The following is an 11617-nucleotide window of genomic DNA, read 5'->3' on the forward strand; positions in this document are numbered from 1 at the left end:
GCTGGAATGACGTAGCGAGGATAGTCCGTAAATCAAAGAATCGTTGGCTCGGCTGCGTGTCGCCGACAAGAAAGCGAGTCCCTCACCCTACCCTGATCTCCCGTATCCCCCTCCCCAATTTCCGCCTCAACAAAGTCCGCAAAGTCACCCCATCCGCATACCCCACCAGCCCCGCAATCTGCTCCACACTGTGATTGGATGTCTTCAACAAATGCACCGCTTTTTCTATACGCAAATCCTGTACATACGACACCGGCGTCTTGCCTAATACTTCATGAATACGCCGCGCCAGCGTGCGCTTGCTTGTCGCCAGTGCATCGGCTGCCTCGTCCAGGTTAAAGCCCTGGTCAAGATGACCGCGCGCCCAGCGGTCGAAGCGTTCCACCATCGGATCAGCATGCGCCAAATGGTCAGAAATGATGTAGGCCGTTTGTGAAGGACGGCTATCGACGACCAGATAACTGGCGACCAGATTTGCCAGTTCAGGATTGCTCTGGCGTATCAGCCACAGCATCATGTCCATATGGCTGAAGGCTGCACCTGCAGTCAGGAACTGGCCAGACTGGACTATCATGTGACTGGTGTTCAGGCGTACAGACGGATAACGCTGGCGGAACAAGGGATTGAGCCACCAGGTAGTCGTCGCATCCCTCTCATCAAGCACACCACTTTCTGCCAGTACGAAGGTGCCTATGCAGGCGGCGGCGATACGCACGCCATCATCGGCCCAGTCGCGCAAGGCCGCACTCGCGTCTTTCACATCAGGGCGTGCCAGCGCCTGCATCAGGGTATCCGGCATTTTGTAACCCAGCGCAGGGACGATGACCAGATCAGGTGCGGGCACCTCATCCGCTCGCGCTACCGTCACACTCATGCCTTGTGCAGTTTGTACACGCCGCCGCGTGCCGACCAAAGATACCTTGAAGGGTGGCGCCGGGTTGGCCTGCAAAGACGATAATTCATTCGCTGTCGTCAGTGCATCAAGGACAATGGACAGGCCGGTATCGAAAACGTCATCAAGGGCAAGGATGTTAATAATCATGGCAATATCCATACCAAAGATGTCAATCGCGCCAGTATCACGCAAGTCCTTTGATCTGTAAAGTCTCACTTCATCGCAATCCTGCGATGCAAATATGGATACAGGTACAAGGAGAAAATCATGATCAAGCACGCCCTGTTCGCCCGTTTTGAAGCAAAACCCGGCAAAGCCGCCGATGTCGCCGCCTTTCTGGAATTGGCCCTGGCCCTGGCCAACCAGGAAAGCACGACCCCCATCTGGTTTGCCCTGCAATTGTCTGACAATGTTTTCGGTGTCTTTGATGCGTTTGAGACCGAAGCTGGTCGCCAGGCACATCTGCAAGGGCCGATTGCACAAGCCTTGATGGCAAAGGCTGAAGAATTATTTAGCAGCCCGCCCAGTATAGAAAAAATCGAAGTATTGGGATTGAAAAATCAGGCAATATAGTCAATCAGCACCAGGCATGACCGGGCAGGCCGCATTTTTATTCTTTGCCACCCTGTCCGGCTCCAGTTGAGGAGAGAGAAATGAGCATACGCATAGTCCAGTTGGGAACTGCACGCGCTGCCGGTGAAGGTTTGCGCATAGGCACGGTGAGACGACCACCACGTGGCGTGCCCAAGGCTGAATTTGCCAGCCGCGATTACTATGATGTCTGGTTTCCTAATCTGTCACCGAGTGCAGACCTGTTGGCACAGGGAAAAGCTGCCAGTACATCAGTTGAATGGAAAAAATTTGAGCGCAGCTTCAGGGCAGAGATGCAGGAAGCCGATGCCAGCAAAGTACTGGATTTGCTGGCGGCGATGTCGAAGACCACGAATTTTTCTGTGGGTTGCTATTGTGAAGATGAGAGCCACTGTCACAGGTCCATACTCAGGCAGTTATTGGATGAGCGTGGTGCAGATATTATTTGAGCGTTTTTAACTGCTTGCACAGCACACGATTTTCATGTGCCTCGCCATCCATCAAAAAACTGGCGCTGCCTATATCTACATAATTCTGCTTCGCATAAAACTGTAAGGCTCTGGCATTGTGTACCCAGGGAGTCAGCCACATGAGATCAGCGCCATGACTGGCAGCGATGGTTTCAGCAGCAGGCTGGCGATGGCAGCTATCGAGAATGATTGCAGTACCTCTCTTGCTATTGCTGGCCGTATGCCGGTAGTCGCATAGGTATCAAGAAAAACCTGGGTCGCCAGCACGGACAGACAAAGCGCATCATCTTGTGTGGCAGGCCGAATGTATACCGTAGGCGTCATGCTTTATTCCGTGACCTTGGTCACTGCCTCTATGTGATGACCATCCGGGTCAATCAAAAACGCAGCGTAATAATACTCGCCATAATCAGGGCGCAAACCCGGTGCGCCATGATCACTGCCAGCGATGGTCAGTGCCGCCGCATGAAAATGATCAACTGCCTTGCGCGTGCTGGCAGTAAACGCCAGGTGAAAACCCGGGCCCGGCGGGCTCGCGTCTGGCCTCAATTTAAGGCACAGGATATCTTTATCATCGTACAGGCCATAGCCTATTGCAGTGTCGTCTTCAAACACGCGGCGGTAACCGAGGGCAGCAAGGGCGGCGTCATAAAATGCGCCAGCCAGCGCCAGATCGCGGACACCCAGAGAGATGTGATGCAGCATGGTATTTCCAGTGTAGATTTAATTGAGTGGGCTATCGCGCGCTGATCAACATGTCGCCTTCCAGCCTTGCGGCCCCTGCCCTGACCAGTTCATCAGCCATTTGCGGTATCAGCGCATGCGGCTCTATACCCAACAGGCTGGCAGAAGAAGTGATGGTACGTGTGCCGCCGAGTTGTGTGATGGCGGTAGCGAGACTCATTTGCTGTGACTCCAGCAAGATGAAAGCCAGCATGACCTTGACTGCATTGCGGGCATTGCGGCGCGGGTCGGTACGCAGATAGTCGAGCCGTGATTCTGCCCTTTGCAAGGCTGCCGTCACATTGTCAAAGACCGGGCCATGGCCGGGTATGACAATGCGCGGATTGAGCTCACGTATGACTTGCAATATCGCCGCCTGTTCGGCAAAACCGGATTCACCTTCAAGCTCAGGGAAGATCACGCCAAAGCCGTTTTCCCACAGGGCGTCGGCAGAAATCAATATGCCTTCCTGTGCGCAGTACAGGATCATGGAATGGGGATCATGGCCAGGCGCAGCCATGACCTGCCAATCCATGCCGCCGAGTTGCAATTCATCGCCATGCTGTATCGCTGCATCAAAACTGAAGCGCTCGCAGCGCTGGCCCGTCGCAACATAAGTCAGTGCCGCTTCATCCCAGGCTGCCACTGCAGGCGTATCGGCAACCGGGATCAGGGTGCGGCAACCATAGTGGCGCTGCAAGCTGGCATTACCACCGCAATGGTCGGAATGCAGATGGGTATTGACCAGCAAATCCAGCTTGCGGCCATTCAGGGCATGTTGTATCAGCGCCATGGTCTGTGCAGCATGGCTGAAGTAGCCACTATCAACCAGGGCGGTCTGCTGCTCATCAATGAACAGGATATTATTCGAGGACAACCAGCCTCTTTCAAAAACCTGCATGCAGTCAGGCAGTTGCATCATGTCTTACCTGCTATTTTGCGCTGCTGGCCATAGGGCATGCTTTGCGCGGCTGCCAGTTCTGCCGATGCGAAGAAGGCATCACCTTGCAGATAAGCCTGCAACATGTCTGTACTATCGAGCCCCCAGAAGCAGCGGCCATCAACAACGGCAGTCGGCACGCCAAATACGCGGGCAGCGATCGCAAGTTCCCCATTACGTTTTAATGCCTCCTTGACGGCGGTATCATCGAGCATGGCGGGTGTTACTTGCAATTCATCCAGCAGGACTTGCCAGTGTTCTGTCTGCGCCGGTATATGTCCATCGCGCCAGACAAAGCGAAATAGCCTTTGCACCACACCTTGCGTGCTGCCCAGAGCCAGGCATAGGCGCAACAAAGGCAGGGGGTTAAAGGGATGTTCAGGCAGCATGCGCAAAGGGATACCATGCTTGTGTGCCAGCCAGACGCAATGCTCAAAGGTCCACTGACGCTTGGGCGCAATTTCTGCCGGGCCCTTGTTATCCCAGTGATTGAGCAGTCCAGCAAATAAAACCGGGCGGTAATTGATCTGCGACACGCCTTGCAATTGATGCAGCATTTCACTCTGCAAATAAGCGAAAGGAGAAATAAAATCGAAATACCAGTCCAGTTGTTTCACTCACTATCCTTTCGTGATGGCATGTGCGCTACTTGAGCAATAACTTGAGCAATATTCAGGGCAGCATTCTTTGCTGCACCAGATCCCAGATTTCCAGCTTCTTGTGATTGTCTGCCTTGCTCCAGCAAATAATTTCATCGATATTGCGGTAACAACCACTGCATAAGCCTGTTTTCTCATCCATGCGACAGATATTCACGCAGGGTGAAGGCACGGTCGCACCAGGCTTCAGGACAAACTGGGCCGGGTCAAATTCATACAGGATATTCATGCGCGTAAGGCCACATCAGCGACAGGTGCACCTGTCATGTTTTTCAATTGCTCAGGTGTCAGTCTGAAGACGGCATGTGGATGACCGGCAGCCGCCCACACATGCGGGTATTGCAGCAAGTCTTCATCGATGAGCATGACGGTTTTTTCTACGTGGCCGATAGGGCAGACGCCGCCTATGGCATAGCCGATTTTTTCCTTGACGAAGCGGGCATCAGCCTTGCCCAGCGGGCCAACGATGGCCGCAACCTTGTGTTCATCGACGCGGTTGATGCCGCTGGCAACGACCATGACGGCAACGTCATCGGCCAGACGGCGGAAGACGATGGATTTGGCGATTTCGGCAACCTGGCAACCCAGGCCTGCAGCGGCCTCGGCAGAAGTCTTGCCAGTTTCTGGCAACATCACCACAGTCTGGTCATGCCCCAGGCTGTGCAGTAATTGGGCAACGCGCTGGGCGGTTTCGGGTAATGCAGAGTTTGGTGACATGGCAAACAAAAATTTGTGACAAAAACTGTTTATATCACAAGCAATCAATGCATGCTCGAAGAGGCACTTAGTCGATGTTTCAAAACTAAAAAACCAGGCGCCGCTAACGAAGATACTACGTTTGGAGCGGCAAACTTGAGAGGCAACATAAGGGACATTTGCAACCGAGTATCAATGCACTAAGGCACTAGCCGTGCCATGCTGCCAACAATTCCCTGTGTTGTTCATGCACTTCAAAATATTTCATGCCAGCGCGATATTCGTTCCCACTAAGTATGGAGTAAATACAAGTTGCCTTGCAAACGACCTGTGTACGACGTGACGCATCGCCAAGGCTCGGTACCTCCATCATCATTTGGTAAGTTGTCTTTTCTTTGAGAGCGACACTGCATTGTAGTTGAATGCCAGTTCCAGAAAAGTTGATGATCTTGGCAGGAACAATTTTGCCAGGTATTACCTGAATTGCTCCGCGCCAGGTAACGTTGGTGCGCACTGATGCTCGGGACTCACTCATACTGAAAAATACATGTATAACTAACTTAAAATAGAGGAAATAATGCGTTACGGAAACTGTATTGTACAGTCTTCTCCCTGTATGAGCAGAACCAAGATGCCTTAATTAACATTGTTTGTAAGCCAGTCAATCACTCCGCATGCTGCAACTCTTGCAGTTGCAAAGCAGGCGGTCAGCAAGTAACCACCAGTGGGCGCTTCCCAGTCCAGCATTTCACCAGCAAAAAACAGGCCGGGATGCTGTACCGCCATGAGATTTTCATCGAGGGCTTCAAAGCGCAGGCCACCGGCGCTGCTGATCGCTTCATCGATGGGGCGGGTAGCCTTGAGCACAACTGGCAAGGCCTTGATGGCCTGTGCCAATAACTGTGGCTGGCTGAACTCTGTTTTATCCAGGCATTCATGCAGCAAGGACATTTTTAATGCATCAAGACCCAGACGGCTTTTCAAATGACTGGAAAGCGAACGTGAACCACGCGGATGCTCAAGCTCTGTCAGCACTTTTTCCAGCGGCGTGTCTGGCAATAAATCCAGCTCCAGCACTGCCTTGCCCCGGCTATGCAATTGCTGACGCAGCGCAGCAGAGAGCGCATAAATCAGGCTGCCTTCTAAGCCTGTAGAGGTGATGACAAACTGCCCCTTGCGCATGGGCTGAGTACTGTGTTTTACCCTGGCTGCCACTGTGAGCAAAGGCTGCCCGGCGAACTTGTCCTTGAAAAATGTGCTCCAGTCCAGATCAAAGCCACAGTTGGCGGGCTGCAAATCTGCGACATCCATGCCACGCTGCCTGAGCAGGCTTACCCAGGCACCGTCCGATCCCAGCCTGGCCCAGCTGCCACCACCAAGTGCAAATACCTGTGCCCTGGCAGGCAGGCAGGTTTCCCCATCCGGGGTGGCAAAGCGTAATTGGCCTTGCTCATCCCAGCCCAGCCAGCGATGCCGCATATGAAAACGCACACCTTGCTGACGCAGACGGTGCAGCCAGGCACGCAACAGGGGGGCGGCCTTCATATCAACCGGGAACACCCGGCCAGAACTACCTACATAGGTTTCTATGCCCAGATCTTTGACCCAGGCACGCAAGGCTGTTGCATCAAACTGACTGATCATGGGGGTAAGCTGGGTTTCACGCTCGGCATACCGTGTCATGAAAGAGACAGAATTTTCAGAATGTGTGAGGTTCATGCCCCCTTTGCCTGCCATTAAAAACTTGCGTCCTGCCGAAGGCATGGCATCATAGACATCGACAGCGATGCCCCGCAGGGCCAGGGTTTCGGCAGCCATCAGTCCCGCTGGCCCGGCACCGATAACGGCAACGCTGCTGGCTTGTGGAGGATGATAATTACTCACTTTTGTTTGCATAAGTTTGCGTCATAATATGGTTTTGCAGGTACTGCTTCCCGGCACCAGTCCCTGCAAGCAAAGCTGATGTGTATCTGCCTGAATTCACCAGAAGTTACAACCAGGTACCCCTATGGTCAATCTGGATCGTGCTACGCTAGATTTAGTAGTTGCCTGCATCAGCGTGATTTCCATGCTGGTCATGCTGGCGGTTTGGCATATCAACCGCGACATACCCGGTACAGGTGTCTGGGCGGCGGCGGCATCGATGGTGGCACCGGCTTTTTTGCTGATACGCCTGATCCCCCTCATCGACATCCCCATGTCCCTGATCGTCGCCTTTAACAATTCCCTGACCCTGACCACTACCCTGCTGATGCTGGAAGGCACACTGCGTTTTCGCGGCTATCCATCCCAGATACGCTGGCGCTGGGGTCTGATACTGATCCCGGCGTTCATCCTGCTGGCCTTCATCAACCGGGACGATATGATACGCCGTTATCTGTTCCATGACGTTATTGCTGCCAGCCTGATGCTGAGTACGGCATTTATCCTGATCTGGAAAACCCGCGACCTCGACTTGCTGGCAGCCTGCATAGGCGCGATTTCCCTGAGCATCATGGCGATAGGTTTTATCATGCGCTGGCATCTGGCTTTCATTTCCAACAACAATGCTGAACTGGCCAAGCATCCCTTATTGAATTTTATCTATCTTATCGTGGTGCTGTGCCTGCTGGGCTGGACTTATGGTGTCAGCGTCTGCTGTAATCTGCGGGCCCAGAAAAGCATACTGGAAATGGCCAGGGAAGATGTGCTCACCGGCTTGCCTAACCGCCGTCATGTCGATGAAGTGCTGGACAAGGCGATTGCCCAGAGCGGGCGCAACCAGCAGGGCTTTGGCTTTATCCTGATAGACCTGAACCATTTCAAGTCAGTCAATGACCGCTTTGGCCATCAGGCCGGTGACCTGCTGCTCAAGGAAGTGGCCAAACGCCTCAAAAGTTTTTGCCGCCACGCCGATTTTGTCGGCCGCATAGGCGGCGATGAATTCGTCGCCCTGACCTTTGGTGTCAACCAGGAATCCCAACTGGACAGCACCCTGCTGCGCCTGAAGAAAATACTCGAAGGCCCCTGCACCATACAAGGACACACCATAGAAATCGAAGCCGCCCTCGGCAGCGCCCTGTTCCCGACAGATGGCCGCAGCGCCGACAAACTCATGCAAACCGCCGACCAACGCATGTACATCGACAAGTCAGTCCCAGAAAACATCCTGGCAGCTGTAACCCAGCGCGCATAAAAAACAAAAGCCGGAAATCAAACCGGCTTTTTCATCTTCAAAAACAACTACAGCAGAAATGCTGAGTAAGCGTAGCGAGCGGCCTTAGTTTGAGTTAAGAAGCGCAATCGTACTTTAGTACGGTGACGAATTTACCAACCCGCAGGCTAAAAATAAGGCCGCGCAGTAGCTTAATCAGCATTTCTATTTTGACCAGAACTTTTGATAGTGACTCCGGAAGTCATTTGCCGGCTCAAACATATTCTTTTGTCCGCCGTCATACGCAATATTCTGCGCCGTCACCAGATGCAGGGCGCTCACATAGTTACTATGCTCGGCATTCGAGAAAGCACGGTTCAGTTCATCAACGATTTGCCAGGCATGCATGCTTAAGGGTTCAGGCACGGTTGCAGTTTGCAGGCTGTTGGCACGTATGCGCTTGTAGGCTGTGGGTGAACCATCACCGGCAGCGACAGCGACCAGTTTATTGCTGGCAACCAGGCTGGCTGTCGTTGGCACTTCCAGCAAATCAAAATAGAAATCATTGACGCCGATAACATGCGTCCACTTCGCGCCAAAGCGTTTGACCAGGCTTTCGACGACACCCTTCATCTTGATATGAGACTCTGCCAGAGGCACGTCTTCGAGGCTCAGTAATTTGCAACCCTCGCATTGGCGTATGGTTTCTACGATGGCCGTGGATTTGGCCAGCAGGAAAGGATTGCTTGAGTCTGTGAAGACCACGATGCCAGCCTTGTTGTTCGAATCGACCACCGTATACAGGGCAGCCAATTGTCCAACCTCTTTGGGATTGGTGGCGATATTCGTGAACAAGCCGTCAGTCGGGCCGCTTTTGACCGAGGCATGCCAGCCAACCACGGGGATCTTGGCCTTGACTGCTGCTGCCATACCCTTGCTCTGGCTGGTGACATCTACCCCTGCCAGGATGATGCCATCGGCTTTCATGTCCAGCGCCTGGCTGATGATGGATGCGCCCTGGTTGCAACGGCCACGACAGTTGATAGGCAACACTTCCCAACCTGCGGCGGTGCTGGCTTCGCGCACGCCGTTAAATACACTGCTGACGCCCGCATCACCCAGGTCTGCTGCGATGAAAACGATTTTCTTTTTCTTGTGTAATGCAGGACCATCATCTGGGCCTTCCCAGCGGTTTTTCAAAGACGCGGCCCTGGCCACTTTGGCATTGGCACGGCTTAGAAACTGCATGGGATTTTCTTGCGCGGCAGCAGCACTGATAAAGCTGAACACAACAAATAACGCGGTAAGGCACTTACTTTTGGTAGCAGTCATGATTCTTGGCAGGTCAGGTTGGTCAGAAACATCTGCATGCACACACAACGCACACACAAATTTTAATTTTTTCGATTGAAACAAATACTTACAACTGCGCAATGATTATTGCAGAAAAAAGCGTCAAGTAAATAGAGTTTCAGTACCAGGGACTCAGCGTCGAATATTAAGCATAAAAATGAATGATATAAAGAATAAAATTTTCTACAAGTAAAAATTCCCTGTAGAAAATTTCATTCTTTTTAACAACACCTACTAAGACGAACCAATTAACAACAGTTCAAGCTGCACCAATTTGGGTTTATCCTGTATTAAAACACCTGATTATCATGTGATTGTCATGCGATAAGCTGCTTACTCCCAATGCACATCTGCAGAACCATGGCGCTCTACATTGCGTTTCGCCGGGTTGCCAGACACATGCACATCGCCACTGCCAGTGACTTTGAGCTTGATTTCCTGGCCAGCAAATACCTTGCTGCTGGATGAACCCATGGAATTCAGGTTGACCACGGCACTCTTGAGTGCAGTTGCTTTCAAATCGCCGGAACCCGACAATCTGGCAGTGAAGCTTTTAACCTGGCCTTTGAGGATGCTGTCACCAGAGCCGTTGGAAGTAAGCTCCAGCAACTCACTATTACCCAGCCCCAGGTTCAGGTCACCGCTGCCATTCAGGCTGGCAAATACTTGCTGATAATCGCCATCAAGGTTGATATTGCCTGAACCTTGCAGGCTTACTTCAAGTTTATTGCCCTTGAATCCTTTGATGACGGCGTCACCGCTGCCAGAAGTTTGCAGTTTTTCCAGGCCAGGCAAACTCAGTTCTATCCTGGTTTGCTCAGTCTTGCCGACGGAGATATAGATCCCGCGGGTACCGACAAACAAGGTATTGCCCTCCAGCCTGGTGGTTACCCGCGACACCAGCTTGGCATCGCCCTTGACCAGCAGCTCTGGCGTTGCCGCCTGTTTCAGTGCCAGGTCTATAGGGCCGCTGAGTACAATATTGACAATGGATGCCGTCACCGGGCGTACTTCACTGGCTGCCGAGCCGCTACTGACAACATTGCTGGCATGCGCCCTCATGAAGACCACGCTGGATGCCGTCAACACGACGGCCAGACCCAACATGCCTATGCCTGTGCGTATGATATTTTTCATTTTTTCCTCCTGAAGCTAAATGAAACTACAAAACCAAGTAAAACTAAAAATCGAAAACTGCGGACTCATCAGGCTGCATGACCCAGCTGTAATTGCGACAAGTTCCAGCGTAAATAATGCTTGAAGCCGATGAAGGTGTATTTGGTCATGAACATGCTCAACATCATCAGGGCTATCGAAGCCAGCAGCAAACCCAAACCTGAGAATAACTTGGTGCCGGAAAAGTGATTACCAAGCTCTACATGCAGCTTTTCTGTCTGGCTTTCTGTGCTGACCGTGCGTGTGACCACAGTTGCAGACGCGGCTGAGGCTGTTGCTGATGTAGCTGATGTAGCCGAAGCCGCAGATGCCGCTACCAGTGCGGCGGATACCGAAGCTGCCGCCTGGCCATGTTCATCCTGTTTTTCACCATCAATGAGGATACCTGTTTCTGTCACATCCACCCTGACATTGTGATTACGGATGCGATGACTATCGTTATGATTATGTACATGGTGCCTGCCAACGGGGATATCAAAGCTGAACTGCTCAACACCAGAGATGCTGGCTGCAGTAATGCCTATGCCAGCCACATACATCACCATGGCCACTATATAGGCTGAGCACAGCAGGCTGAAGTAGGCCACTGCCGGGATCAGCATGAACAGGTTGAAAATCATCAGGCCTATCAGTGCGACCAGCAAACCTGCCACATTGCCTATGCTGAAATTCGTTTTTAATGCCTGATAACGTGTGCTGGCTTTCTTTTGTGCCGCCAGCAGTTCAGGCTTGGGCAAACCCGCAGCGATTTCTTCTTCAGACTTGCCAGCCACCATGGCATCAATGAACTTGCGCTCATATTCCCACATGGTGTCTTCAATGACGTTTGCGGGCAAGCCATCCAGGGCTTCGCGCAGTGCATTCATATATGCAGTTTTGTTCATGGCCATCTCCCGTTTTTGATTTGGTATGATCAGAATAAGCAAAGCCGGGAAAGCTAGCCACAGACTTGCGACAGTGCGCAAATTTCTGGGGATAAAC

Annotated in this window: 14 protein-coding genes; 3 read left to right on the plus strand and 11 right to left on the minus strand. The window is 52.3% G+C overall.

Annotated elements, in window-relative coordinates:
• Positions 1 to 82: 82 nt before the first annotated feature.
• The gene (locus tag ACO0LN_RS20195; protein ID WP_422976841.1) at positions 83 to 1042 is read right to left on the minus strand and encodes a GlxA family transcriptional regulator; all 960 of its coding nucleotides are present in this window, start codon (positions 1040 to 1042) and stop codon (positions 83 to 85) included.
• 120 nt (positions 1043 to 1162) lie between these two features.
• On the opposite strand from ACO0LN_RS20195, the gene ACO0LN_RS20200 reads away from it, so the two are divergent.
• Both ACO0LN_RS20200 and ACO0LN_RS20205 read left to right on the plus strand, forming a co-directional pair.
• Positions 1163 to 1468, plus strand: coding sequence for a putative quinol monooxygenase (locus ACO0LN_RS20200; protein WP_422976844.1), 306 nt, complete (start codon positions 1163 to 1165; stop codon positions 1466 to 1468).
• 80 nt (positions 1469 to 1548) lie between these two features.
• The gene (locus ACO0LN_RS20205) at positions 1549 to 1935 is read left to right on the plus strand and encodes a DUF488 domain-containing protein (RefSeq protein WP_422976846.1); all 387 of its coding nucleotides are present in this window, start codon (positions 1549 to 1551) and stop codon (positions 1933 to 1935) included.
• 132 nt (positions 1936 to 2067) lie between these two features.
• Here ACO0LN_RS20205 and ACO0LN_RS20210 read toward each other — a convergent pair whose 3' ends face one another.
• The 7 genes from ACO0LN_RS20210 to ACO0LN_RS20240 all read right to left on the minus strand — a co-directional run bounded on the left by ACO0LN_RS20210 (position 2068) and on the right by ACO0LN_RS20240 (position 6858).
• Positions 2068 to 2280, minus strand: coding sequence for a hypothetical protein (locus tag ACO0LN_RS20210; RefSeq protein WP_422976848.1), 213 nt, complete (start codon positions 2278 to 2280; stop codon positions 2068 to 2070).
• A gap of 3 nt (positions 2281 to 2283) precedes the next feature.
• Positions 2284 to 2661: a VOC family protein gene (locus tag ACO0LN_RS20215; protein WP_422976850.1), complete on the minus strand. Its 378-nt coding sequence runs from the start codon at positions 2659 to 2661 to the stop codon at positions 2284 to 2286.
• A gap of 31 nt (positions 2662 to 2692) precedes the next feature.
• Positions 2693 to 3601, minus strand: a complete 909-nt coding sequence (locus ACO0LN_RS20220) for an MBL fold metallo-hydrolase (RefSeq protein ID WP_422976852.1) — start codon at positions 3599 to 3601, stop codon at positions 2693 to 2695.
• Positions 3598 to 4236, minus strand: coding sequence for a 2-hydroxychromene-2-carboxylate isomerase (locus tag ACO0LN_RS20225; protein WP_422976854.1), 639 nt, complete (start codon positions 4234 to 4236; stop codon positions 3598 to 3600). Before ACO0LN_RS20225 ends, ACO0LN_RS20220 begins: the two co-directional genes overlap by 4 nt.
• Positions 4237 to 4291: 55 nt before the next feature.
• Entirely contained in the window at positions 4292 to 4507 is a 216-nt protein-coding gene (locus ACO0LN_RS20230) for a DUF1289 domain-containing protein (RefSeq protein ID WP_422976856.1), read from the minus strand.
• Entirely contained in the window at positions 4504 to 4995 is a 492-nt protein-coding gene (locus ACO0LN_RS20235) for a YbaK/EbsC family protein (RefSeq protein ID WP_422976858.1), read from the minus strand. Before ACO0LN_RS20235 ends, ACO0LN_RS20230 begins: the two co-directional genes overlap by 4 nt.
• A gap of 615 nt (positions 4996 to 5610) precedes the next feature.
• Positions 5611 to 6858 (minus strand): TIGR03862 family flavoprotein, encoded by a 1248-nt coding sequence (locus ACO0LN_RS20240; RefSeq protein ID WP_422976860.1) that lies wholly within the window; start codon positions 6856 to 6858, stop codon positions 5611 to 5613.
• Positions 6859 to 6982: 124 nt separating this feature from the next.
• On the opposite strand from ACO0LN_RS20240, the gene ACO0LN_RS20245 reads away from it, so the two are divergent.
• On the plus strand, positions 6983 to 8149 hold the full coding sequence (locus tag ACO0LN_RS20245; RefSeq protein ID WP_422976862.1) for a diguanylate cyclase domain-containing protein: 1167 nt from the start codon (positions 6983 to 6985) through the stop codon (positions 8147 to 8149).
• A gap of 183 nt (positions 8150 to 8332) precedes the next feature.
• Here ACO0LN_RS20245 and ACO0LN_RS20250 read toward each other — a convergent pair whose 3' ends face one another.
• The 3 genes from ACO0LN_RS20250 to ACO0LN_RS20260 form a co-directional block, all read right to left on the minus strand.
• Entirely contained in the window at positions 8333 to 9439 is a 1107-nt protein-coding gene (locus ACO0LN_RS20250; RefSeq protein WP_422976864.1) for a substrate-binding domain-containing protein, read from the minus strand.
• 354 nt (positions 9440 to 9793) lie between these two features.
• Positions 9794 to 10597, minus strand: coding sequence for a head GIN domain-containing protein (locus tag ACO0LN_RS20255; RefSeq protein WP_422976866.1), 804 nt, complete (start codon positions 10595 to 10597; stop codon positions 9794 to 9796).
• Positions 10598 to 10665: 68 nt separating this feature from the next.
• Positions 10666 to 11520 carry a DUF1700 domain-containing protein gene (locus tag ACO0LN_RS20260; RefSeq protein ID WP_422976868.1) on the minus strand — a complete coding sequence of 285 codons (855 nt, stop codon included), beginning with the start codon at positions 11518 to 11520 and terminating at the stop codon, positions 10666 to 10668.
• Positions 11521 to 11617 lie beyond the last annotated feature (97 nt).

It is taken from the genome of Undibacterium sp. TC9W (assembly GCF_049339865.1).
GTDB lineage: Bacteria > Pseudomonadota > Gammaproteobacteria > Burkholderiales > Burkholderiaceae_D > Undibacterium.

Bases quoted from the DNA above. Each gene is read 5' to 3' on its own strand.
- ACO0LN_RS20195 (WP_422976841.1), bottom strand. From the start codon at position 1,042: ATGATTATTAACATCCTTGCCCTTGATGACGTTTTCGATACCGGCCTG.
- ACO0LN_RS20200 (WP_422976844.1), top strand. From the start codon at position 1,163: ATGATCAAGCACGCCCTGTTCGCCCGTTTTGAAGCAAAACCCGGCAAA.
- ACO0LN_RS20205 (WP_422976846.1), top strand. From the start codon at position 1,549: ATGAGCATACGCATAGTCCAGTTGGGAACTGCACGCGCTGCCGGTGAA.
- ACO0LN_RS20210 (WP_422976848.1), bottom strand. From the start codon at position 2,280: ATGACGCCTACGGTATACATTCGGCCTGCCACACAAGATGATGCGCTT.
- ACO0LN_RS20215 (WP_422976850.1), bottom strand. From the start codon at position 2,661: ATGCTGCATCACATCTCTCTGGGTGTCCGCGATCTGGCGCTGGCTGGC.
- ACO0LN_RS20220 (WP_422976852.1), bottom strand. From the start codon at position 3,601: ATGATGCAACTGCCTGACTGCATGCAGGTTTTTGAAAGAGGCTGGTTG.
- ACO0LN_RS20230 (WP_422976856.1), bottom strand. From the start codon at position 4,507: ATGAATATCCTGTATGAATTTGACCCGGCCCAGTTTGTCCTGAAGCCT.
- ACO0LN_RS20235 (WP_422976858.1), bottom strand. From the start codon at position 4,995: ATGTCACCAAACTCTGCATTACCCGAAACCGCCCAGCGCGTTGCCCAA.
- ACO0LN_RS20245 (WP_422976862.1), top strand. From the start codon at position 6,983: ATGGTCAATCTGGATCGTGCTACGCTAGATTTAGTAGTTGCCTGCATC.
- ACO0LN_RS20250 (WP_422976864.1), bottom strand. From the start codon at position 9,439: ATGACTGCTACCAAAAGTAAGTGCCTTACCGCGTTATTTGTTGTGTTC.
- ACO0LN_RS20255 (WP_422976866.1), bottom strand. From the start codon at position 10,597: ATGAAAAATATCATACGCACAGGCATAGGCATGTTGGGTCTGGCCGTC.
- ACO0LN_RS20260 (WP_422976868.1), bottom strand. From the start codon at position 11,520: ATGAACAAAACTGCATATATGAATGCACTGCGCGAAGCCCTGGATGGC.